The sequence below is a fragment of the Anabaena sp. CS-542/02 genome, from assembly GCF_028331085.1.
GTDB lineage: Bacteria > Cyanobacteriota > Cyanobacteriia > Cyanobacteriales > Nostocaceae > Anabaenopsis > Anabaenopsis arnoldii.
Map to the genome: position 1 here is coordinate 1 of NZ_JAQMTM010000160.1, position 24512 is coordinate 24512.

Annotated in this window: 21 protein-coding genes; 14 read left to right on the plus strand and 7 right to left on the minus strand. The window is 42.0% G+C overall.

Annotation, left to right across the window (positions count from 1 at the left end; genetic code table 11):
* On the minus strand, window positions 1–1596 hold a 1596-nt coding region (locus PN447_RS18760), incomplete at its 3' end, for a S8 family serine peptidase (protein ID WP_442867108.1).
* Between the two features lie 403 nt (window positions 1597–1999).
* On the opposite strand from PN447_RS18760, the gene PN447_RS16670 reads away from it, so the two are divergent.
* From PN447_RS16670 to PN447_RS16690, 5 genes are all read left to right on the plus strand, one after another.
* Window positions 2000–3190 carry a bifunctional sterol desaturase/short chain dehydrogenase gene (locus PN447_RS16670; RefSeq protein ID WP_271764130.1) on the plus strand — a complete coding sequence of 397 codons (1191 nt, stop codon included), beginning with the start codon at window positions 2000–2002 and terminating at the stop codon, window positions 3188–3190.
* Between the two features lie 163 nt (window positions 3191–3353).
* Complete coding sequence (locus PN447_RS16675; protein ID WP_271764131.1) at window positions 3354–4637, plus strand: ABC exporter membrane fusion protein; 1284 nt, start codon at window positions 3354–3356, stop codon at window positions 4635–4637.
* A gap of 134 nt (window positions 4638–4771) precedes the next feature.
* Window positions 4772–5938: an ABC transporter permease DevC gene (devC, locus tag PN447_RS16680; protein WP_271764132.1), complete on the plus strand. Its 1167-nt coding sequence runs from the start codon at window positions 4772–4774 to the stop codon at window positions 5936–5938.
* A gap of 91 nt (window positions 5939–6029) precedes the next feature.
* Complete coding sequence (locus PN447_RS16685) at window positions 6030–6236, plus strand: glycogen debranching protein (protein WP_200986888.1); 207 nt, start codon at window positions 6030–6032, stop codon at window positions 6234–6236.
* A 371-nt stretch (window positions 6237–6607) separates the two neighbouring features.
* Entirely contained in the window at window positions 6608–7180 is a 573-nt protein-coding gene (locus PN447_RS16690; protein WP_442867109.1) for a methylmalonic aciduria and homocystinuria type D protein, read from the plus strand.
* 108 nt (window positions 7181–7288) lie between these two features.
* On the opposite strand, the gene PN447_RS16695 is transcribed toward PN447_RS16690, so the two are convergent.
* Entirely contained in the window at window positions 7289–8353 is a 1065-nt protein-coding gene (locus PN447_RS16695) for a potassium channel family protein (protein ID WP_271764134.1), read from the minus strand.
* A gap of 151 nt (window positions 8354–8504) precedes the next feature.
* Here PN447_RS16695 and PN447_RS16700 point away from each other — a divergent pair, with 151 nt between their 5' ends.
* Complete coding sequence (locus tag PN447_RS16700) at window positions 8505–9788, plus strand: aspartate aminotransferase family protein (protein WP_271764147.1); 1284 nt, start codon at window positions 8505–8507, stop codon at window positions 9786–9788.
* A gap of 82 nt (window positions 9789–9870) precedes the next feature.
* Here PN447_RS16700 and tsaB read toward each other — a convergent pair whose 3' ends face one another.
* The gene (gene tsaB / locus PN447_RS16705; RefSeq protein ID WP_271764135.1) at window positions 9871–10530 is read right to left on the minus strand and encodes a tRNA (adenosine(37)-N6)-threonylcarbamoyltransferase complex dimerization subunit type 1 TsaB; all 660 of its coding nucleotides are present in this window, start codon (window positions 10528–10530) and stop codon (window positions 9871–9873) included.
* 185 nt (window positions 10531–10715) lie between these two features.
* On the minus strand, window positions 10716–10964 hold the full coding sequence (locus tag PN447_RS16710; RefSeq protein ID WP_200986892.1) for a Ycf34 family protein: 249 nt from the start codon (window positions 10962–10964) through the stop codon (window positions 10716–10718).
* A gap of 89 nt (window positions 10965–11053) precedes the next feature.
* Between PN447_RS16710 and PN447_RS16715 the strand changes: the two genes are divergently transcribed.
* Window positions 11054–12346 carry a CCA tRNA nucleotidyltransferase gene (locus PN447_RS16715; protein ID WP_271764136.1) on the plus strand — a complete coding sequence of 431 codons (1293 nt, stop codon included), beginning with the start codon at window positions 11054–11056 and terminating at the stop codon, window positions 12344–12346.
* 100 nt (window positions 12347–12446) lie between these two features.
* On the opposite strand, the gene bchH is transcribed toward PN447_RS16715, so the two are convergent.
* Window positions 12447–16154 carry a magnesium chelatase subunit H gene (gene bchH, locus PN447_RS16720; RefSeq protein ID WP_271764148.1) on the minus strand — a complete coding sequence of 1236 codons (3708 nt, stop codon included), beginning with the start codon at window positions 16152–16154 and terminating at the stop codon, window positions 12447–12449.
* Window positions 16155–17233: 1079 nt separating this feature from the next.
* Here bchH and PN447_RS16725 point away from each other — a divergent pair.
* From PN447_RS16725 to PN447_RS16735, 3 genes are all read left to right on the plus strand, one after another.
* A complete protein-coding gene (locus PN447_RS16725) occupies window positions 17234–17944 on the plus strand; it encodes a LabA-like NYN domain-containing protein (protein WP_271764137.1) in 711 nt (236 codons plus the stop codon).
* A gap of 27 nt (window positions 17945–17971) precedes the next feature.
* Complete coding sequence (locus PN447_RS16730; RefSeq protein WP_271764139.1) at window positions 17972–18127, plus strand: hypothetical protein; 156 nt, start codon at window positions 17972–17974, stop codon at window positions 18125–18127.
* Window positions 18128–18382: 255 nt separating this feature from the next.
* Window positions 18383–18667, plus strand: coding sequence for a hypothetical protein (locus PN447_RS16735; protein WP_271764140.1), 285 nt, complete (start codon window positions 18383–18385; stop codon window positions 18665–18667).
* A gap of 283 nt (window positions 18668–18950) precedes the next feature.
* Here PN447_RS16735 and PN447_RS16740 read toward each other — a convergent pair whose 3' ends face one another.
* A complete protein-coding gene (locus PN447_RS16740) occupies window positions 18951–19466 on the minus strand; it encodes an ureidoglycolate lyase (RefSeq protein WP_271764141.1) in 516 nt (171 codons plus the stop codon).
* Window positions 19467–19540: 74 nt separating this feature from the next.
* Between PN447_RS16740 and holA the strand changes: the two genes are divergently transcribed.
* The 4 genes from holA (at window position 19541) to PN447_RS16760 (ending at window position 23340) form a co-directional block, all read left to right on the plus strand.
* Window positions 19541–20545: a DNA polymerase III subunit delta gene (gene holA, locus PN447_RS16745; RefSeq protein ID WP_271764142.1), complete on the plus strand. Its 1005-nt coding sequence runs from the start codon at window positions 19541–19543 to the stop codon at window positions 20543–20545.
* Between the two features lie 196 nt (window positions 20546–20741).
* Entirely contained in the window at window positions 20742–21230 is a 489-nt protein-coding gene (locus PN447_RS16750; protein ID WP_271764143.1) for a DUF4168 domain-containing protein, read from the plus strand.
* A gap of 199 nt (window positions 21231–21429) precedes the next feature.
* A complete protein-coding gene (locus PN447_RS16755) occupies window positions 21430–22554 on the plus strand; it encodes a site-2 protease family protein (RefSeq protein WP_271764144.1) in 1125 nt (374 codons plus the stop codon).
* A gap of 99 nt (window positions 22555–22653) precedes the next feature.
* A complete protein-coding gene (locus PN447_RS16760; protein ID WP_271764145.1) occupies window positions 22654–23340 on the plus strand; it encodes a class I SAM-dependent methyltransferase in 687 nt (228 codons plus the stop codon).
* A gap of 207 nt (window positions 23341–23547) precedes the next feature.
* Here PN447_RS16760 and lipB read toward each other — a convergent pair whose 3' ends face one another.
* Window positions 23548–24201 carry a lipoyl(octanoyl) transferase LipB gene (gene lipB / locus PN447_RS16765; protein ID WP_271764146.1) on the minus strand — a complete coding sequence of 218 codons (654 nt, stop codon included), beginning with the start codon at window positions 24199–24201 and terminating at the stop codon, window positions 23548–23550.
* Window positions 24202–24512 lie beyond the last annotated feature (311 nt).

The following is a 24512-nucleotide window of genomic DNA, read 5'->3' on the forward strand; positions in this document are numbered from 1 at the left end:
ATGTCCGTCTACATCCATGGGGTTGTTGTCGTTATAGGCAAAGTCCCAACCCATGATGTCGTCTATGTAGCCGTTCCCGTCATCATCTATACCATTGCCAGCAATTTCTCCGGTGTTTGTCCAAATGTTGCCCACTAAGTCTGGGTGGGTATAATCTACTCCGGTGTCAATTACACCAATTACTAAGTTCGGGTCACCAGTTTGAATGTCCCAGGCTTCTGGGGCATCGATGTCTGCATCTGGAGTACCTCCCGTTTGTCCTGTGTTATGTAGTCCCCACAGGAGGTTAAAGCCGGGGTCGTTGGGAATGGTGGCGGCGGTGGTGACCCTATAATCAGGCTCGATGTATTTAAATACTGGACTCCTACCGTAGGTGGCCAGGGCTGTTTTTACGGAGGTTGTTTCTGGTAGTTCCCAAATTTCTGCCCCGGTGAGTCCGATGTTTTGTGTCTTGACTACTCCCAGGCTATTTTTAATTTCATTGGCTTGGGTGCTGGTAACTCCTGGCTTGAATTGAACTATCAGTCGATTTGGTGCATAAGGCCATGATGGTGTGGTTGTCTCCCTTCGGCTGTTGTTAATGGCCGGAGTGAGGCTAAAGTCAGCAGCATCAGCCCCACCGGAAAGGGTCACCGCCCAGTTGACGCTACTTGTACCTGTGGTGTCGCCGCTACGGGTGACGGTGAAGGTGAAGGGGGTGAGTCCTTCATTGCCTTCTGCTTGCACTGCGTTAAGAGGGGCAATGTCTAGGGTAGCTGGCACATCATCATTGAGAATGGTTCCCTCTGCAGTGTCTGTGTTGATGATGGCGCCCACAGGATTAGATAAGGTCACGCTGAATCCTTCATCAGCTTCATAACTAATGTCACCACTTACGCCGACTATAAATTCCTTGGTGGTTTCCCCTGGGGCAAACTCAAGTGAACCCGTAAATGGTAATGTTCCCCCCCCAAAGTCATCAGCAGTAGCAGGGTTGTCACCCGTACCTGTAACAGACCAGTTGACGGTACTTGTACCTGTGGTGTCGCCGCTACGGGTGACGGTGAAGGTGAAGGGGGTTGTCCCTGTGTCGCCTTCTGCTTGCACTGCGTTAGCAGGGTAGATGTCTAGTACTGCTACATTTTCATAAATTCTCACATTCCGGAATTGACCATTACCAGTAGGTGATGATACATCATGGTCGTTGCTAAAGACGAAGTACTGAAAGTTACCTCCGAAGAAATTTCCCACTGGAATCTGGTAAGTCTGCCACCCGGAACCTGTCACGTAGTTATCAAAGGTTCCTAATCCCGCATTCTGGGTTCCACTGAGTTTGAATAGCCAATTTGTGCTCAGTACATTATCATTATCAAACCCAAGTCCGTGAATTTCTCCCTCGATGGTGCTTTGGAAGTCAAATTCTAGGATCGTATTTGCGGTAATGGTGTAGTTGTTTCCGAAGTCGAGTTTTTTCCAAGTGTTACCTTTGAGTTCTAATTGGGTTTGATTGTTTGTAATGCTGAACTGACCGTTTCTATCTTCCGTAGCGTAGGAGGAAAGAGGGTACAGTACGCTATCACCGTTGATTTGTACAAAGAGGTTGTTAGTTTGAGTCATTTTACTTAACATTGAATTTCAACTATTTAACTCGGACGACAAAAATTAAATTACTTTAATCCTTGTCGCGCACATTTAGACCTTGAATGCTGCTTGTGGCTATTTGGGATAAAAAAAAATAATTAATTTGTGTATCCACCAGCGTAGATAAAAAGATGTTTGGCAGTGTACTACATTTATATCTACCCCAAACAATAGATTAAGGACTATTTCCTAATCTTAATGGTATGGTTTACCAAACAGCTTTAGGTAAGCAATAATGATTTTAACCTAAAAATATGTATTTATACATTTAAATTTTTTATGTTTAATAACATTAATACAATAGTGATTTAAGTTGATTACCTAATGTAATATGGCAAATAGCATAGAAAAAACTACATTATAATATCTTATGTTAATTATGTTTAACTTACTTGCTTGTGTGCAGTTTGCTGGGTGGGGAGTGTTTTCACTGCTCCTAGCGGAAGTATTCAGAGATAGTTACCATGTTTTGTGTCACCAGGTGAAATGGTTAGCTAAATGGCACAATAAGCATCATCAAGTATATCGGCGGGATTTGTCTATAGTCTCCCTACAAGCTTACCAGGACTCACAGCTGTATCATGATGTGGTTGAGTCCGGTTTACTAGTGGTGGTTTTAACAATCATTGCCTTACTGGTTAACCACATGGGGTTATGGCTGGGAGTAGTCTATGGCTGTACTTTCTTGTATGGCGCTTCTGTGCGATATTTTTCTGGTAAAATCGATACAGACTACAATCACTTACCCGGACCGTTACAAATCATCCCTTCTGTGTGGTGGGTGAATCGTTCTTACCATTGGCGACATCATTTTGATGATGTCAATGCTTACTACAGTGGTGTATTTCCTCTAGTGGATAAAATACTGGGTACATCATTATCTCTCAAAGGTAAAACCGTCGCTTTAACAGGAGCATCCGGCGCTCTGGGTCAAGCATTAGTAGCAGAACTACTCAAGCATAATGCTAAAGTAGTGGCCTTAACCACCAACCCGGAAAAATTAGCACCCCAGAGTAATTTAAAGGTGCTTTCCTGGGAATTGGGGAATGAAGCCCAACTCAAGGATAGTTTGAAGAAAGTCGATATCTTGATTATTAATCACGGTGTGAATGTCTACAACAATCGCACACCGGAGGCGATCGCTACTTCCTATGAAGTGAACACTTTTTCCGCAGTGCGACTGATAGATATATTTTTAACTACAATCACCGGACCACAAGATAGAGCAACTAAGGAAATTTGGGTGAATACTTCTGAGGCTGAAGTTTCCCCCGCTTTCAGTCCTTTGTATGAACTGAGTAAACGCACATTAGGGAATATTGTCACCCTCAAGCGGTTGGATGGAAGTTGTGTAATTCGTAAGTTAATATTGGGTCCGTTCAAAAGTTCACTTAATCCCTATGGAGTCATGTCAGCCCAGCAGGTAGCTCGTGGTATCTTGTTTTTAGCAAGGCGAGATTACCGGAATATTATTGTCACTATCAATCCTCTTACCTATTTGCTGTTTCCTCTCAAGGAAGCAACTACATGGTTTTACTACCGGGTTTTTAGTAAGATGACTAATAATTAGGCACATACAAATAGTGGGTCAATGTAGAGTCAGTGACCCACTGTTTTTTTTGGGTGACTTATTGAGTGATGATATCTGTGACCTATTGTACCTAACTCAGATGAAGTGCGCTGTAAATCCTAAACTCCATAAATCTGAAAAACAGTAATTAAAAGAGGTAAAAATGTCCCCAAATGTGCGATTTAAAATTCCCCATCAAAAGTTAATCATATTAGTGGTAGGTGCTACAGTAATGACATCGGGAATTGCTATTTATGGACTATCCCAGTTTAATTTAAGTAGTGAAAATACCGTAGCCGTAGAAAATCCGCCAACTGCAACCAGAGTTACCGCATTAGGAAGACTAGAACCAGAAACAGAAGTAATTAGCCTATCAGCACCACTACAATTAGATGGCGATCGCATAGCTGAGATTTTAGTACAGGAAGGAGAGCCAGTCAAATCTGGGCAAGTAGTAGCAATTCTCGACTCAATAAACCGTCTCCAAACTGCTGTATTCCAAGCAGAAAAACAGATCAGAGTTGCTGTTGCTAAACTAGCTCAAATTCAAGCGGGGGCTAAAACTGGAGAAATTCAGGCGCAACAAGCAACAATTGAACGTTTACAAGCTGAGTTAGAAACAGACATCATCGCCCAGCAAGAAGCGATCGCCCGCATAGAAGCACAATGGATGGGGGAAAGGATAGCACAAGAGGCGACAATTAACAAACTGCAAGTAGAACTCAATAACGCCCAAGGGGAATATGAACGTTATCAGCAACTATCTGCTGATGGAGTAATTTCTAATTCTTTATTTGACAATAAACGCTTAAGTTTAGACATCGCACAACAGCAACTAAAACAAGCGCAAGCAGTTCTCAAGCGCATTAACTCCACAGCAAGCAGAGAATTAACCCAAGCGCAAGTTGCGCTCAAGCGCATCAACTCCACCGGGAATAAACAAATCACAGAAGCAAAAGCCAGACTCAACAGTATTGCTGAAATTCGCCCGGTAGATATAGAACTAGCCAAAAGTGAAATTGAGAATGCAACCGCCGTACTCAAACAAATGAAAACCAACTTAGAATCTGCCTATATTAAAGCACCAATACAGGGACAAATCCTGAAAATTCACGCCCGTAAGGGCGAAAAAATTGGGGATGATGGAATTGCGCAACTAGCACAAACCCAGCAAATGATTGCTATAGCAGAAGTGTATCAAACCGATATTAGTAAAATTCAACTAGGACAATCAGCAGTAGTTACCAGTCAAGCATTTGATGGTGAATTGCGGGGAACAGTTTCTCAAATTGGCCTACAGGTAAATAGACAAAATGTATTTAGCAACCAACCAGGGGAAAACCTAGATAGTCGAGTCATTGAGGTAAGAATTCGCCTAGATCCCACAGACAGTCAAAAAGTAGCGGGATTAACTAACTTACAAGTGCAAACAGCCATTGAATTATAACACTCATATAGGACTCCTATTTGATTTTTGAACAAGACTCAGTACACACGGCAATTCTTCTTACCTGTTCCCTGTTCCCTGTTCCCTGTTCCCTACCTAGACAAATCAATTGAGAAACCAAACCGGATTTCTATATGTTTTTCAAATTTTTACATAAAACCCCCCTTGCATGGCGACAGTTAATGAAAGAAAAAACTCGTTTACTAGTCGCCGTCGCAGGTATTACATTTGCTGATATGCTGATGTTTATTCAGCTAGGGTTTGAAAGTGCGCTATTTGACGCAGCTACCAAACCGCATCGGAACCTACAAGCAGATTTAGTTTTAATTAATCCTCAATTTCAAACTTTATTTTCAGTCAAAAGCTTTTCTAGAGAGCGACTTTATCAAACATTGGGTTATGAGGGTGTACAATCAGTAAATTCTGTTTATATTGGCACTGGACAATGGCGCAATCCCCAAACACGTTTGGATCGTGCTATTTTAGTTTGGGGTATTGACCCTGTAGCACCGGCGTTTAGATTTCCCGCAGTACAACAAAATCAGCATCATCTCAAGTCATTGTATCAAGTTCTGTTTGATCAAGATGGTCGTCCAGAATATGGCGCAGTGGGTGATATTTTCGCAACCACAGGTAACTTTAACACAGAACTCAATAATCAAGCCATCAGTGTTCGGGGGTTATTTAATAATGGTGCTTCCTTTGCTGCGGATGGGAATGTCATTACCAGTGACTCTACCTTTTTACAACTCTTCCCCGAACGCCAAAGAGATAAGACAGAGGTAGGATTAATTACACTCAAGCCTAGTGTAAATATTGAGGAAATGCGATCGCAACTAGCCGCAGGCTTACCCAATGATATTAAAGTATTAACCATAGAAGATTTCGCCCAAATAGAACAGAATTACTGGGCCGAGAGTACTGGGATTGGTTTCATTTTTGGTTTAGGTGTGGTAGTGGGGTTTATTGTCGGTATAGTGATTGTCTACCAGATTCTTTACTCTGATGTCTCCGAACACCTACCAGAATACGCCACCCTCAAAGCCATTGGATATACCGATGGTTATCTCTTGGGGGTTTTGCTACAAGAGGCTTTATTTTTAGCTGTTTTGGGTTATATACCCGCTTTTTTCCTGTCATTTGGATTATATCAGTTAACCTACGCCGCCACCATGCTACCCATAACTATGAAGGTAGAACGAGCCATAACTGTATTTATTCTCACGGTTATTATGTGTAGTTTTTCTGGGGCGATCGCCATGGGTAAACTACGTAAAGCTGACCCAGCTGATGTTTTCTAATTCCCCAGGAGTTGTGAGTTTATGAAAGTCCCACCCTTGAGTAGTATTCTAAAAACATAAAATATTAAATTACCTTAGGGGGATACATTCTATGACAATTTGGGTAAACGAGCAAATTGATCCTTCGGGTATGATTCACGCTTGTATTGCTTGTTGTGATGAATCCCAAGCTAAACACTGTCATCAATCCTTTGAAGAAAATTTGACTGATAGCCAAAAATTAGCCGGTTGGGTAGCACAATTGCGAATAGTTAACTCTTGGGATGAAGTCCCAGTTAATGCGCTCAAACTTAATTAGACACCAGTCTTCTATAAAGGTCATACCTTTGAGGTTTTGACCTTTATTTTTGTACCAGGGGGGAATTTTCCCTTATATACAGCGCATTTTATCTGAGTAGGTACAAGGGCGGGCAGGATGCCCACCCCACAAGATTTATGATCTTAAAGTGTGTACTTTATTTACTTGAGAAGTGCTGTAAGTATTAAATGTATGATAATTTATACGTATAACCTAATAAACCATAAACATCAGACTCAAAAAATCAGCACTCATACACAACAAATTTTAAGAAACATCAATAATTATGCAAATTTCATGAGTTTTATGAACTTTTAAGAGTTATCATCATAGCAATAGTTTAATGTAAAACTTGCGAAAACCGAATTAATATAGTGAACTATTCCCCAGTTTACACTATGGCTAACGCCACACTATCGCTATCGGAGCAAACCTGTCCTATTAATTTAGTTGGCGAAACAGGACAAGCGGTGCAGATTTCTATTCATCCCCCCAGCCATTATATCTGTGCCAACTGCGAACAGATATTACCAGACTGGAAAAATCAACCTTGTATATGGGTTGTAATTGTTTTACAACAATCACGTTATCAACTAGTAAAAAGAACCACCGCAATAGAATTAGAGAAAGAACGCTTACGAGAAAAGTTTATGCGGTTTGGTTGCGATTTAGCATTTAAACTCAGAGATTGCGGCTATTTAACAGACCTGATTGATCCTCGCACTGGCTATCCTTTACTGTCACGTCCGGGCAAAATTCCCCACAACGACACAGCAGTAGTGCAAGCTTTGCTCAACTATCCAGTTATAAAAAACAAATGTCGTGTACTGATTCATCCCCTATGGGGTGCAGCAGTTTATCCGAGTATTTTAATATCAGTTGCACCCCCAAGAATTATCGCCACTTTTACGAAAGAGATTGCACCCTTACACGGTTGGAATTGAATTTAAATCAAATATCAAGGGAACAGGGAACAGGGAACAGGGAACAGGGAGCTTGGTGTATACTTTATTGGACACACACCAAAGGCTTTACTTGGATGTTAGCGTTAATTAAATATTTCTCCCTCGGTGTCGTGGTTGAGCATTAATAGGGATGAGAATTTGGTTAAGCCTACGTAATTGCTCTGATGTTCCCAGGCAAATTAGTGTATCTCCAGGTAATAAAATAGTATCCCCAGTCGGACCGCCAATCAGACTACCATCAGCGCGGCGAATGGCAATCACTAAAGCCCCAGATTGCGATCGCAACCTTGTTTCTTTTAAACTCTGACCCACCAGAGGACATACCAGGGGGTCTACTAGAAACTGTTCCATATAAAACTGGCGTTCTGCACTAGAGATAAAACCATCGACAAAATCCAACACCTGGGGTCTTAAGGCTGCGGCCGCCATCCGCTTACCACCAGTAATATAAGGTGAAACCACGATATCCGCCCCGCCGCGTTTTATTTTTTTTACCGATTCCTCCGTACTAGCCCGGGCGATCGCTCTAATTTTCGGGTTCAGTGTTTTTGCAGTCAATACAGTATATAAATTTTCAGCATCAGAAGGTAAAGCCGCCACAATGCAAACTGCTCGGTCTACCCCCACCCTCAAGAGGGTATCATCCAGAGTGACATCGCCCTGGTATGCTATGTAATTTTGTGCTTGTGCCTGTTCTACAGATTCTAAATCCGAATCAACCACCACAAAAGGTGCGCCTTCGGCCTGAAATTCCTTAGCAATTTGACGGCCAGTGCGACTAAATCCACAGATGATATAATGTTGTGTCAGGGTTTCCATTAACCTTCTCTGCTGCCGTAATCTCATTCCTTCTTGAAAGTAGCCTTGAATGACGGCTTCTGTAAATCTATTGATCATGTAACCAATAGTGACTACACCCAACAAAATCAAGGCAATTGTAAATAATCGTCCTTTTCTACTCAAGGGATTAGTCTCCCCAAAGCCCACAGTAGTTAAGGTAATCACTGTCATATAAGCCGCTTCTTCCCATGACCAACCCTCCATGAACTTGTACCATAAAGTACCGGTGAGAAAAACGCCCCCCAGGGAGATAGTCCCCAGGGTGAGTTCTTGTTGGAGTCTTCGGTATTTTTTCTCAAGTGTGGAATACAAAGTTATTTTACCGTTACCATCGTTTGGCAGAATATTTAACCGTTCACCTAGAAAAAAGTATCAGATTTAATAAATAAAATGTTATTTTTAATAATTTCTAGCAAACTAGTAAGTGACTATTAAAATTAAAGAGATATCAGGAGGCGCGGCCGTGAGTATAGAAACTCTCATTGAGCAAGCTACCATCCCCCCAACATCAAATTCTATGTCATCCAGCCCTTTTGACGCTGATAGCTTCAATGAAGCTGTTATGTCAACCTATGCTCGGTTTCCCCTAGCTTTAGACCGGGGTGCAGGTTGTCGGGTTTGGGATACCCAGGGACGTGAATATCTGGACTTTGTGGCCGGAATAGCCACTTGTACCCTGGGTCACGCCCACCCGGCTATGGTAGAGGCGGTAACGCGCCAAATCCAAAAACTGCACCATGTTTCTAATTTGTACTATATTCCCGAACAAGGTCAATTAGCCCAATGGATAGTTCAACACTCCTGTGCAGACCGGGTATTTTTCTGTAATTCCGGTGCTGAAGCTAACGAAGCAGCCATTAAACTAGCGCGCAAATATGCTCACACGGTTCTAGAAATTGACAAACCGATTATCCTCACAGCCAATGCTAGTTTCCACGGTCGGACTTTGGCGACAATCACCGCCACCGGACAACCGAAGTATCAAAAATACTTTGATCCTTTAGTCCCCGGCTTTGAATATGTTCCCTATAACGATGTTAGTGCCTTTGAGGCAGCAATTAGTGAGTTAGATGAAGGTGATTATCGTGTCGCCGCAATTCTGATTGAACCCTTGCAAGGAGAGGGTGGTGTCCGCCCGGGGGATCTGGCTTATTTCCAAAAGCTACGGCGACTTTGTGATGAAACTGGTATTTTGTTGATGTTCGACGAAGTGCAAGTTGGTATGGGACGCACCGGTAAGTTATGGGGTTATGAATATCTAGGTGTGGAACCAGATATCTTTACCAGTGCGAAAGGTTTGGGTGGCGGTATCCCCATTGGGGCGATGATGAGTAAGAAGTTCTGCGATGTTTTTCAACCAGGAGAACACGCCAGTACTTTTGGCGGTAACCCCTTTGTTTGTGGTGTGGCCTTGGCTGTTTGTCAGACTTTGGAAAAAGAAAATATTTTGCAAAATGTGGAAGCCAGGGGTGCTCAGTTACGTGACGGATTAAACGCCATCGCCGCTAAATATCCCCATGTGATTTCTGAAGTCCGCGGTTGGGGTTTAATCAATGGTATGGAGTTACAAGCAGATATTCAGATCACCGCCGCTGATATTGTGCAGGTGGCTATAGAGCAGGGTCTGTTGTTAGTACCCGCAGGTCCCAAGGTTGTCCGCTTCGTACCCCCGTTGATTGTCACTGAGGCGGAAATCAATTTGGCTTTACAAGCTGTTGAACAAGCGATCGCTTCTTTGACAGCTTAGTTGTATATCCTCAGCGAGGATGGGTTGTACCTGTCTCTCGCTGTTCCACCCAGGGAAGAGGGTAAGGAGATGTAAAAATATGTTAATTTTCTACGGGGTGCTGCCCATAATATGGTTGAGCATCGAACCAATGGGGATGTTTACCTTCTTGCCAATCTAAATAAGCCAATTCCAAAATACTGCCTACAGTTATAGCCAAGTTAGATGTAGCTTTAATTAGTTTATATTCACTCTGCCAGTTAGCTAAGGTTTCTTGCCATGTTTCCGGTGTGAATACAGTATCCGGTAATAAGGCTCTGATGCTCGACTGATCAGCGGATGGTTCATATATCCCACCAAACACTTTTCCCCTTTGTGCTGGCATTTCTACGGCTATTACCCCCGATTTTTGCTGGTTTTGAGGTTTTTTAGCCCAAGCTAATGCGGCTAAGGTGGAAATGGTAAATACAGGGATATTTAATTGTTGTCCTAAGGTGCGGGCAATGACAAGGCCTATCCTGGTTCCGGTAAAACCACCAGGACCTTTAGCTACAGCAATAAATCCTAACTCTTCCCAAGTGTGGGGCTTAATAAATTCTACTAAGTATTGATGGATGTAACTAGATAAATCACGCCCCAAATCCCAAGTATGAGCACGACTTTCACTATTAAAATCACTGATAGCCAAACCCAGTGAGGGAGTGGTTGTGTGTAGGGATAATGCGTAGGGTTTGGCTCCAAGGTCTTCTATTTGTTGAATCACGGCTAATTACAATGGTATATTCCACAGTCATTTAACCTCTATGTTAGATGCACATAACAGTTACAAAGCAACTGAGTACATTAAACGATAAGAATCCATACAGGAGGAAACATGGCCTTGATTTTTGCCTAAACGGCTACCCTCGTCACTCAGTAGTAGCCGCCTTCAATGGTAATTGTATTGGTTCAGGTTGGTACTAGTTCTCCAGGACGCAATTTTGACCACTTACCCACTTCCTGCTTAAAGCTCAAACAACCCACCACGTCCCACTCCATTTCAATGACATCTTGGCTGGTACGAATGTTGACGTTGATGGAAGGTTCACTCGGATCAAAGGTGGGATTTTCAGTTAGGTGTGGCTGTTGGTGCTGTGTTTCTACTGCGTGGTAGGTTTGACAGCGGTCTACGTAGTGGCAGTTCACACAAATACACATAATCGAACTGACTCCAAAAACCTATTTTACTGTTAATGTTAATGTAACTTAAGCCCAAGTTGTATTCACTAGTTGTTGGGTTGATTTTTATGACAATCCACAGTTTGAGAAATCTCACTCTAGTTACCGAAAATTGCCCTTTTAACTGGCAACTTCTCCCATCATCTGCTTATATGGTAGGTGGTGCAGTGCGTGATGCCCTGTTGAGTAAGACTCGTGAATATTTGGATCTCGATTTTATTATTCCATCTCAGGCGGTGCTGCTAGCTCACACCATCGCCCGCCATTATCATGCTGGTTTTGTACTACTCGACCCCGAAAGGCAAATCGCTCGGGTGGTATTTCCCAACGCTACAGCGGATTTTGCCCAACAGGAGGGAGATAGTTTAGAGGCAGATTTATCTAGAAGGGATTTTACCATTAATGCGATCGCTTATCATCCCCATACCCAAACCATCTTCGACCCCTTACACGGTTATGATGATTTACAACGGGGTATATTACGCATGGTATCACCGGCTAATCTTCAAGATGACCCCCTGCGATTAATGCGGGCATATCGTCAAGCTGCCCAACTTGGTTTTACCATTGAACCGACTACTCAGGCAACTATTGCCACCTTAGCACCACAGATCACACAAGTCGCTCCGGAACGAGTACGGGGAGAAGTTGCTTATTTATTAGCAAATCCTCAAGGGACATTTTGGCTAGTTAAAGCCGCGTCACATCATTTACTTGCGCCTTTCTTTCCCCATGCGACCCCCGAAAGTTGGCAAAAATTGGCAACAGTAGACACAGTAGCTGGTGTAATTGCTAAATATTGGCCACAATTAGATGTAAAATTACAGCAGCATATCCGGGATACAGTCAAAACTACTTGGTTAGGCATTGCTAAACTCGCTTGTCTAGTTCACCCTGACCCAGAAGTTGCTAAAATCCAACTCCAAGCACTCACTTACAGCCGTGCTGAAATTCAGGCTGTGACCACCGCCCTAAAGCTGTTTCCCCTACTCAAATCGCCTCATATGTCTGTGAGAGAACAATATTTTTTCTTCCAAGAGGCGGGAAATGTATTTGCGGCTACAATCATCTTAGCCTTAATAGATAATAATCTGGTATCGGCGACCTCAGGCCACAAGTCGCTACGCGCCTATGCACCATTAATCAGCCGGTACCTGAACCCTGATGATCTGGTTGCCCATCCCACTAAATTAGTGAGTGGCGATGATTTAATCATAGCACTAAATATTCCCCCTTCCCCAAAATTAGGCGAATTATTGACAGAAATTGCCATTGCACAAGCTGAGGGAAAAGTTTCTACCCCAGAAGAGGCGATCGCCTTCGGGCAGCAGTTATTATTAAATTTGAAACTCAAGCGCTAACTGCAAAGCAATGTAGCGGGGGATTCTTGCTTCTGAGAGGATGTTTGTCAAGTCATGATTAGTGTATCAACTATGTTTTAAGCAAATAATTGACAATTAGTTAAACCGTCACACCTTCCAATTGTTCCTCTGTTAAGTCATATAACTGACGCAACTTACCGATTTTATCTGCATCCGCTTGCCATAAACCCCGCCCATGTGCCTCAATCATTCTGCTTAAAATATTCCGAAAAGCTTCAGGATTAGCCCGGCGTAACTTCTCCGCCATTTCAGCATCTAAAGCATAAGTATCTGCTGCTTGGTCATATACCCAGTCATCCTGGAAATCAGCAGTACCACCCCAGCCAATTAACGCCGTCATCCGTTGGGAGATTTCAAATGCACCCCCAGAACCTTGATTAGCCATGGCTTGCGCCCATTTGGGATTGACTAACTTGCTGCGGTACTCCATACGGAGTAAATCATCTAAATTCCGGGGGGTGCTGTCCTTGGAAAAACTTTCCACAAAGCTGGTAGTCACCTTTTTACCCCGTTGCTTTTCCGCCGCTTTTTTTAAACCCCCAGTATTAGCGTAATATTCCTGAATATCGGTTAAACCATATTCCACAGAATCAATTTCTTGAACAATGCGATCGCTAGTTTTTAATAAAGTATTTAAAACCTCTGGTCTAGCCTGACCCTTATCTTGTCTACCATAACTAAACACATTGCGACCTTCCCAAGTCTTACCCAACTCCTCCCCAGATTCCCAATTACCATCAACCACCTGATCATTGACCAAAGAACCAAAATCACCAGCGGGATTAGAAAACAATCTTGCCGAACTATTCTCTACCCCTTGGGACTGCAAAGCCAAAGCGTGCTTTCTAATAAAATTCTGCTCTTCGGGTTCATCAGCATCAGCCGCCCGTTGAAACAAATCATCTAATAATTCAATAATATTGACAAAACTATCCCGAAAAATCCCCGATAAATTCCCCAAAATATCAATGCGGGGATGTCCCACCTCAGCTAAGGGCTTTAACTGATAACGGACAATACGCCCAGTCCCCTCCTTCACAGGTTCCGCCCCCACCAACTCCAAAAGAATACCCAGAGACTCACCCTTAGTTTTAATCGCATCCAAACCCCATAACATCACCGCCACCGTTTCCGGATAAGTTTTATGTTCCGCCAAATGCTGGGCAATAATTTTCTCCCCAATTTCCCGTCCCCGAGCATAAGCAGCAGGAGAAGGCATTCTATAAGGGTCTAAAGCATGAATATTTCTGCCCGTAGGTAACACCCCCGCACCATCCCGCAGTAAATCACCCCCAGGCGCAGGTAAAATGTACTCCCCATTCAAACCCCTTAACAAACTCCTCAACTCATCAGTAGACTGCATCAACAAGTCAGTAACTAACTCCTCCTCCTGTGGGTGTTCTGTCCTTCCCTGGGATTCTTTGCCAAAATAAGCCTCTAAATATCCCGCTAACTCCTCCTCATTCGGCGCTTCCCCCAAAATATGCAGCCCAGAAGAAAACAGACGATTCTCCAACACCTGGAGATATTCATACAACTTCAGCAAATAATCATCAAAGGCGTGAGCGCTAAACATCCTCACATTCTCAGGACTAAAAGCAATTCCCAAACGTTGAGCATCAGTAAACGGACAATCAGCATCCAAACCAGTATCAACAATCTGCTTACAAATCACCTCCTTCAAAGCATAATTTTTCTGCGGGTCTTCTCGATACTCCGCAATTAAATCTCGCAAAGATAACAACTCTTTATACAAACCAGCGCGACCGTAGGGGGGGACATTGTGAGAAATTAACACCCCATAACCCCGACGCTTGGCCAAAATCGACTCAGAAGGATTATTGGCGGCATATATATATAGATTAGGTAAATCTCCCAATAAAATATCCGACCAAGAATAACCAGTATTACCCAGGGGGGAGCCAGGCAACCATTCTACTGTCCCATGCATCCCAAAGTGAACCACAGCATCAGCCGCAAAATCATTTTGTAGCCATTTATAGAAAGCCGCATATTGGGGATGGGGAGTTAAATCCCGTTCAAACATTAACCGCATCGGGTCGCCTTGTATACCCAAAGGCGGCTGTACACCAATCCAAATATTACCTAACTGTATACCGCCAATATGTAATTCTTCCCCATAGGTTTTAATTCCAGTTCCCCGTAGAGACTTCCATTGTTTTTCAATGCGGGAAGTCAGCAGATACCCCAACCATCTTTCTAGTTTACGGACATGAACAGTATTAGCAGAGGAGGGAAAAGGCTGATTTTTTTGCCAGGTTTCCATTTCTTCATCTGCTGCTTTCACCTGACGAATTAATTCTTCCCCATCCTCGGGGATATCCCCAACATCATAACCTTGGTCTTTGAGGGCGTGGAGAAACTTAACCAGACTGCGGGGAACATTCAATAAAGCCGCAGTTCCCACAGCCCCATAACCAGGGGGAAATCCATATAAAATAATTGCTATTTTACGTTGAGATGGCAATTTCTGCCGCAAGGAAACCCAATTTTTAACTCTACCAATTAACCGTTGTACTCGTTCTGGCACCAGATAAATTTGTTCACCCACTAACCCCCCCAGGGGAATAGTATCTATTGCCCCATCTAGCTCTGGTAAAGCATATAACACTACACTTTGCAGTCCGCCAACACCTTGACGTGTCCAGGAGTGAATATCTTGAATCAGCAGGGGTGCTGCTACTATATAAGGTACATTTTTCGCTGTCAGGATGCGTTTAGCTACTTCCACCTGGCGGCCTGCTTCCATTGAACCGGCCGGACCGCCTACTAAGGGAAAGCCAATGGTAGAGACAATTGCATCTACCTGGACTGCTTGATCTGACAGCGAGTAAGTTTCTATATTACCTTGTTTTCGTTGCTGGGCTTCATGGTCGGTGGTCATCCAATCCCTTACCGCTACGTGTCCTTCTACGCCGTTGATAAAAATGGGTAAGGGAATTAAACCCCCTTGCTCAAAACGGTGAATGAGTTGGGGAATGTATGGTTGTTGCGTAATTACGTGTTTACGGTAAAGGAGAATACCTACTACTGGTTTTGTCGGGCGGCCATCTTCCCCGCCCTTTGATAATAATCCCAGGGGAGACATCTGCCGCCCCAGATACCACTTTAAATATTCCCGGGGGGATGTGAAAAATCCCTCATATTCAGGATGCAGTAACCCCATATTCGGGGTTTCCTGCGGTGGGGGAATGTCGCCAACCTTTAAATTTAAATATTTTTCTGCTAGTATCCAGAATAGGGCAGCAAGGTTTTCAGAACCGCCAGCGTTCCAATATCCATAGATAATTAACCAGTTGCGTAAGTCTTGAACTTTCTTTACTGGAATGAATTTCAGTAGTTTAGGACCGATTTTTAAGAAGCTAATATACCCAGCAAGTTTGTCTTCTTCCCGTCCGTTGCTGAATTTGTCCAGGATGAATTTAACTGGTTTTGGCATTCCTTTGGGTTGGTCGCCAATGGCAAAGTTACCCAATTTGGTTAAACTCATTAGCTCTAAGGCTGACTCGAATACCAGACGGATGGGAATTTGGTTAATGCGATCGCGCAGCCACAAAACCTGATCATAATCAAATAGTAAGCTGCCGAAAAACACATCCGCGCCATCCAGTGCTGCTTCTACTTCCCCTGGGTCACTGGTAATATTGCGATCGCTAAACACCCGAATATCCAAATGAGGACAGCGTGATTTAGCTGATTCAGCCGCCTTCTTGTACAAGTCAGCATTAAACGATTCAAATCCAGCAATCAAGACAATACGTTTCATGCCAAAGCTACTAAAGATACCTTTACTGATGATCTTAAAGGTAGTTTCAGTTTTATGACTCATTCCCCAAAATAAATTTGGTCATCTACCAATAGACCTAGGTTTATGGCGATCGAAAACAATTTGGCAATTTGGCATATTTTCTTACTTAAGACTTAATATGATTAAATTCTCGAATATCGTTGTGCGACAATACCGACTTGCAGAATCCCTCAGTTAACTACTGGGGGTATTTTTTCATTTTAACTCCTGCCGATGTCATACAGCAGATTATAGGTAGTTAGGGTAAAAGTATGAATAGTAACGGTCTGGAGTATGCATCGTTTTCCGTTAAATAAATTAAATTAGCCATATAAGTGGAAAATAGGCAATTCCATTATTCTGCTTAAATTTTAAAATTAAGTAATAACTAATATTTAGTTTTGATAACTTTAACTCAAACATTAAGAGAATGTTTGATAAGTCATGATTAGTGTATCAACTATTGTTTGACCCCACCCTAACCCTCCCCTTGTAAGGGGAGGGGACTGGATTTTATTGTTTTTTGTGTGTTGCCCAATTCTTCGGTGTGTTCCCTGTTCCCTGTTCGCTGTTCCCTAATATAAAAATTACCTGTTTAATACTTTCCCAACATCCTCTAAGAGTAAATATCACTAGAGGAATATACAAAGATTGCCTTAATGTGGAATTTTTTCATAGAGATGTACAATAAGAATAACTGCCAAAGGTTCAAGCTTACTTCTACCATTACAGGAAGCGGGGTTCACCCAAGTTATTATGTCCTGTAGTCAACCTATATGCATTAGCAGTAAGTCATGAAAAACATACCTGTAGGCACAGGAAAGATTGCGTAAAACCTGCGTTAACCAGATTGAATCACTGCTCTGGGCTTTACATTTGGGAATCTCTACAATTAGGACAATTTGAGTTTATTTGCAACTAGTCCCCCCTTGGTAAAATCAAAAAACTTTGATTCCGGGATTTAAACTGTTGCAAATGGTAGCTCTATTTACACCATGAAACGAGACTATTGACAAATTACCCCAAAGCGTTGCCAAATTTAAAATCTAGAGGAGTCAATGACTAGCACCAATTTTACCAAAGCAGAAAAGCCCCATAAACGACCACAGGAAGAACCTGATTTACCCAGAAAAAACTTGATAAAAAATAGTGCCAAAAATGAACATTCCCCAAAAATAGAGCAATTATCTGATGGTTCCTCATTAAATATTGAAAATCGTGGTCGAGTAGCTATTTTCATTGATGGCGTCAGTCTATTTCAAACAGCTTTACAATTGAGTATTGAAATCGACTATCTCAAATTGCTGTGTTATTTAACTGGGGGTTCGCGGTTGTTGCGAGCTTTCTTTTACACTGCTATCGATACCTCAAGACTAAGTGCGACACGTTCACGCCCTAACGAAAAGCAACAAGGTTTTCTTTTTTGGATGCGTCGAAATGGTTATCGTGTGGTTACCAAAGAAGTACAACTGGCAGACCATACAAAAAAACACAACTTGAACGTAGAAATTGCTGTGGATATGATTACCTTAGCTCCTTACTATGATACAGCTATCTTAGTCAGTGGAGACGGAGATTTAGCCTATGCGGTCAATGCAGTTACCGCTACAGGTTCTCGCGTTGAATTGGTTAGTTTGCGAACCATGACTAGCGATAATTTAATTGATGTTGCTGACGAATTTATTGACCTCGATAGGATGAAACAATACATTCAAAAAGATTCCCATCTCGGCTATAGTTATCGTATGCTTTCTAATTCCAAGCTGTAAATCTCCATAGCTCATTGAGCTAAGACAATGATTACTGCCTACCTACAAATGCCAGAAAGTAGAATGGCAACCTCGGGAATTGCTCTGCGTATTTTTTTTGATTATTTATACATTGGTCAGATGATTTCTATGACTGATACATTATTTTTGTATAGTTGGTTACCGGGGGTTACACCCCTGTGACAACTCGTTCCAGAATGAATTAATGTAAATTGGTCTAACTGAAAATTAGTCATAATTGCCACCCACTAATTTTTAGCTGAAATTAACCATAAATACTGTTTGCTTCTCAGGGGTAATATTATCTATCTCACTAAAAAATATTAGTGCGGTATCAGAAGAAAGAAGATCGAAGTTACATATATCTGTATTTTGGGAAATCCAATCATATAATAGCTGTATTCACTTGACTGGTACCAATCATAAGGAGTGTGAAACATGAATCAGATCCAAGTAACATTACTATTAAGTTATTTCCTGATGAGCTGCTATTTCTTCACCAATTGGCTAAAATTTTCTCTGCGTCATCCTACTTCTACTCCCGAAGATAAATTTTTATCTTTTGTGATGTTTCTAGTCACAACGATTTTATGGCCTGTAGTTATCATCATGAACCTGTGGCAAATTTTCAATAAACGAAAACTGGAACTGAGTAATGTCATTCCTGTGATTTTCGCGATGTTTGCCTTCAGTCTTTCATACTATTTAACTTATTGGTATTAACGCGGTTTCTGTTATCAAAATTTATTCCGCTGATTCCCTTCTAATTTTGAGCAGTTCAAGGATACACCCCTGCATGCTATAAGGCTGCAATTCCATATATAAAAGTTAAATAATATCTCAGCACAACCCGAGAACTGCTATTGGTTATAAATCAACACAGAATACCAACATTATTCAGGGTGTATACTATCTGAATTATATCACCATTTCCCATGCTCGTGAGGTACAATTTTTTTTAGTTTCAGGGAACACCGGAACAGGGAATAGGGAATTGGTGTGTACTTCATGAGCCTGAAAAAGGCTTTGTCACGATTTCAAATTCTAACTGATGACTCTCGAATAAATCATGAGTGAAATGATCCACTACATTAGTATCAGCCAGTTCTAAATTATAAAAATCTACAACTTCATGTTCAAAATAGGGTCCCGCGTGCCAAGTACCCTGGTTTAATTTGATAAAGCAATTTCCCGGTATACGGAAAGCAGCCATCTGGGCTAATACCGGTTGATTTAAATGATTATGAGGAGGACAAACAGCCATTAACCAGTCCTTTCCTCCTAAAGAACCTAAACATTGGGTACATTGCAAATGACGAGTAATTTTATCAAAATTACGACCCCGATTTTCTAGCCTCATAAGATAAAATCGCGGCGTCCCATTTTGTAAGTTTAATTGCGCATCTTTCCCATCAAAATTTTTACCATCTTCAATAGGCGAAATTACCTGACCATAAGACCAAAAATTTTCTGGTGTTATCCATTGCGCCGGTAATTGTTGCACTGTTTTTGATTTAATCATAAATCTGACCGCTTATCTTAACAATATGATTTTTTTCTGTCCACTTATATCAGCATCTGATCTGGGGTGAACTTATGCCAATCTATGTATATTGGGGTGAAGATGATTTCGCCATAGAAAAAGCAGTGGCGACATTGCGCGATCGCATCCTTGATCCCCTGTGGATAAGTTTTAACTATACGATCCTATCACCAGATCAACCAGATGCAGCAATTGCTGGTTTAAATCAAGTGATGACACCAGCCTTTGGTGCTGGTGGACGGTTGGTGTGGCTAGTCAATAGCACACTCTGTCAGCATTGCCCAGAGAACATTTTAGCAGAACTAACGCGAACTTTGTCAGTAATTCCCGATAACTCCTGGTTACTACTCACCAGTCGCAACAAACCAGATGAACGCATCAAATCCACTAAATTACTGAAAAAATGCGCTAGTGAATTTCGAGAATTTTCCCTCATCCCACCTTGGAAAACAGAATTGCTGGTACAGTCCGTCAATCAAGTGGCTGAAACTGTGGGGGTGAAACTAACTTCCCGCGGTGCAGAACTTTTAGCTGAGGCTGTAGGTAATGATACACGCTTGCTGTATAATGAAATGGAAAAACTGCGACTTTATACAACTAATACCACTAAGCCTCTAGACATAGATACCATTACGCAATTAGTCAGAAATACTACCCAAAATAGTCTACAATTAGCAGCAGCAATTAGAATGGGAGATACACCCAAAGCCTTGAGCATTTTAGCTGATCTGATCAATGCTGCAGAACCAGGACTACGGATAGTTGCTACTCTCATAGGTCAATTCCGTACCTGGTTATTAGTGAAGATAGCCATGGAAAACGGAGAACGTAACCCCCAAGCGATCGCCCAAGTAGCCGAAATTAACAACCCTAAACGCATTTACTTCTTACAGCAAGAAGTCAAATTACTTTCTCTAGAGCAACTCATCTCTTGCTTACCACTACTACTACAATTAGAAGTAAGTCTCAAGCAAGGATCCCCTGAAGTATCCGCACTGCAGACAAAAGTTATAGAAATTTGTCAAGTATGCCAAGTTCGCAGACACTCCCAAGGCTAGAAGCGCTGGAGATTCTTGATTCATTCAGCCCACTTATTTAGAGGAGTTTCCCCACCCAAACAGAGGTTGTTCTGGTCAAGATTAAAGAGCAAAAAGATAAAAATTTTCTTCAAAGGCAGTTTGGTTGGAACTTCTGACTCCTAAAATAATTCAAAGCTATTAACTATTCCTATTATACTTGTGTGTCATAGACTTTATGAAACCAACCCCTAATTTATTTTGTCACACTAGTCTGCAACATATGCTCTCCCAGATTCTATGTTTAGGTATTCTCACCACTGCTAGTTTGATTACTAGCGGTCTTACCTTCAGTTACCAAGCCCATGGTCAAACACCACCTGTAAACAATTCCGTTAATAATACTCAGATTACCAGCTACGCCCAAGCTATTTTGGCAATGGAAACACCCCGACAAAGGGCTTTTGAGGAAATTAAAAAACTGATTGGGGGTGGAGAAATACCCAGAATTATTTGTAATGATCCCAAGAGTATCCAAGAGCTACCACGTCCGGCTCAAAATATTGCCGTGAGTTACTGTAATCATTCTCTGAAAATAGTGGAAAATAATGGACTCAGTATTGACCAATTTAACAAAATCACTATGGAGCTACAAAGTAACAATGAGTTAAAACGGGAAATATATAATACATTGATTCGCTTGCAAAAGACTCCAGAATCTCCATAGCTCAATTCCCAACAATCCCTGCGAATTCAGACTAACCTCACAATTGCTTATGGACTATGGGAAATTCACAACTATAGCAACAAGACAGGCTACAAACCGCCCCTTTTAGTGCGGTTACCACAACTGGGGAATAAATTAATAGATTTTAATATTACGTTACAATTATTGGATACAGCAGATGTATTCAAAGGTGTACGGCATGAATGGTACAATTCGCGTTGGCAATATCTTCGGGATTCCCTTCTATATCCATCCGTCGTGGTTTCTCGTGCTGGGCTTAGTAGCTTGGAGTTACAGTAGTGGACTAACAGCGCAATTTCCCTGGTTATCTGGGGGATTAGCTTTTTTACTGGGACTGATGACGGCGTTGTTATTGTTTACCTCCGTCGTCGCCCATGAATTAGGACACAGTTTTGTAGCAATTCACCAGGGAATTGATGTAAAATCTATTACCTTGTTTATATTTGGCGGTTTGGCTAGCTTAGAAAAAGAGTCCCAAACTCCAGGGGAAGCATTTTGGGTGGCGATCGCCGGTCCGTTAGTGAGCTTCCTTCTGTATGGTATCTTGACAGTAATTGGTGTCACCACCGCAGCCACAGGTGCAACAGCAGCGATCCTTGGTGTTCTCGCCTCTGTTAACTTAGCCTTAGCATTATTTAACCTGATTCCCGGCTTGCCCTTAGATGGTGGTAATATCCTCAAAGCTGCTGTGTGGAAGATTACAGGAAATCCTTATAAAGGTGTATCCTTTGCCAGTAGAGTCGGACAAGTATTTGGTGGGGTGGCGATCGCATCTGGTTTAATTCCACTAGTATTCTTTGGTAGCTTTGCTAACTTTTGGAATCTATTAATCGGTTTCTTCCTGCTGCAAAATGCCGGTAGAGCAGCGCAATTTGCCAGGGTGCAAGAAAAATGCACAGGTTTAACAGCAGCAGATGCTGTTACCAGTGATAGCCCCATTATATCGGCTAATACTAGCCTTAGAGAGTTTGCCGATCAAAGAATTTTCCAAAATCAAGACTGGAGGAAATTCTTAGTCACTGATGAAGAGGGAAGATTAGTAGGCGTAATTAATCTGGATGATTTGCGAGGTATTCCCACAACACAATGGACACAAACCCCCATCAGCACCGTCATGAAGTCCATTGAGCAATCTACCACAGTCAAATCAGATCAACCCCTGTTAGAAGTAGTACAGCTACTAGAACAACAAAAATTATCTACCCTGTCTGTCATTCGTGACAATGGCGTACTTGTGGGAATATTAGAAAAAACTGCGGTTATTCAGCTACTGCAAGGTAAAACTCAACCTAACCCTGTATAGCTAGTCATCAGAATTAAATACCCCCCAACTCCCTCATAATTTCTGGGGGTATTTATGTATAAATTTATTTCAACCAGTTATTGCAACCAGAGGTAAAAGATGTTTGAGAAACAGCCACAAAATTTACAGCAAAGGGTAAAAAAACTAGCCACTCAAGCTATAGAGGAATCAAATCCTACCGCCTGGTTTGATGTTTTGTATAGTCAGTCTCAGGGTGATGTAACCCAGATTCCTTGGGCAAAGTTAACCGCTCACCCCTATTTACAAGATTGGTTGACGACTAATAACCCTCAAGGTCAGGGAAAATCAGCCCTAGTGATTGGGTGTGGTTTAGGGGATGATGCGGAAGCTTTAGCAACCAGGGGATTTCAAGTAACCGCCTTTGATATTTCCCCCACGGCCATTAACTGGTGTCAGCAACGATTTCCTAACTCCTGTGTGAAATATGTCGTTGTAGATTTGTTAGCCCTTCCCTCACAATGGGAACAAGCCTTTGACTTAGTGGTAGAAATCAGGAATATCCAAGCTCTACCCTTAAATATCCGCTCAACTGTAATCACATCGGTTGCTTCTGTAGTTGCACCAGCAGGTACTTTACTATTGATTAATCGGTTTCGGGAAACTGAGGTAGAACCTGATGGACCGCCTTGGCCTTTGTCTAGTTCCGAACTAGCCCAGTTTACACAATTGGGTTTACAAGAACTCAGGCGGATTGTGTTTTATGAGAGTGACCGGGCTGATATTCCACAACTACGGATAGAATATCAAAAATCTGCCCCAGTGTAGGAATGCTACAAAATATTACTGAAAGTTCACATCAGCAGTATTTTAGGGATTTTTGAGCCACAATGGAGGCAGGAAACCAGCTGGAGGTGTAAGATGACTCACAATCTCACATTATCTGACCCTACCACTTACCTGATATTTAAACTGAGTATCCTGATTATGGTACTGCTAGTATTGTTGGTGATTTCCGCTGCTCCAGCAATGTAGTTAGTCCTCAATCAATTCTACGCCGAATACTTGGGCAAAACACCGGGCTATATGAACACGTACCTCTTGAGAGGTAATACCGGGAATCCATTCGGCTAAACTACTTACAGGCTTATCGGCAATACCACAGGGGATAATCTCTTGAAAGCCTAACATATCAGGACAAACATTGAGGGCGAACCCATGCATAGTAATCCAACGGCTAACTTTAATCCCGATGGCGGCTACTTTTTGTCCTTCTAGCCAAACACCAGTCAAACCCGCAAGGCGATCGCCCGACAAGCCATAAACAGCTAATACCTGAATTAATACTTCTTCTAATTGCCTTAAATACCAATGCAGGTCTTGGCGATAATGTCGCAGATTTAAAATCGGATAACCTACCACCTGACCAGGACAATGGTAAGTCACCTCGCCGCCCCGTTCAACTGTGTGGACATCAAACTTAGTATTTTGTCGGTCAAACTTGAGAAATTCCGGGTTACTTCCTTGTCCCAAAGTGTAGACAGGGGGATGCTCCAGCAAGATTAACACATCCTCTAGACTAGGATGATGAATGCGCTGAGTCAAGAGCGATCGCTGCCATGAGAGAGCATCGAGATATGGCATCAATCCGACATTAAATAACAAACAACGTCTGTGAGGTGTTTTCATACTATGGATTATGCCAAAAATCAACTAGCTTATTGACCAAATATATTGCAACTTACAAGACTTGAAGCAACAAATGTCAAGCTATGCAAAGGATTTTAAAGGAACATCAACTAAATGTGCATTACAGAATACAAAGTGCTACGTTAGATATATGACCTCAATGGTGTTAGGAGCTAGTCTTAAGCTGACTATTTTATATACAAAACTATACTTATGTTGACAAGTATTGACATAAGTGAGTTAGAAAATCGCCAACTTGATATATAATCCTACGATATCAAGTATTGAATTAAGACTATTGCCAACGCGAA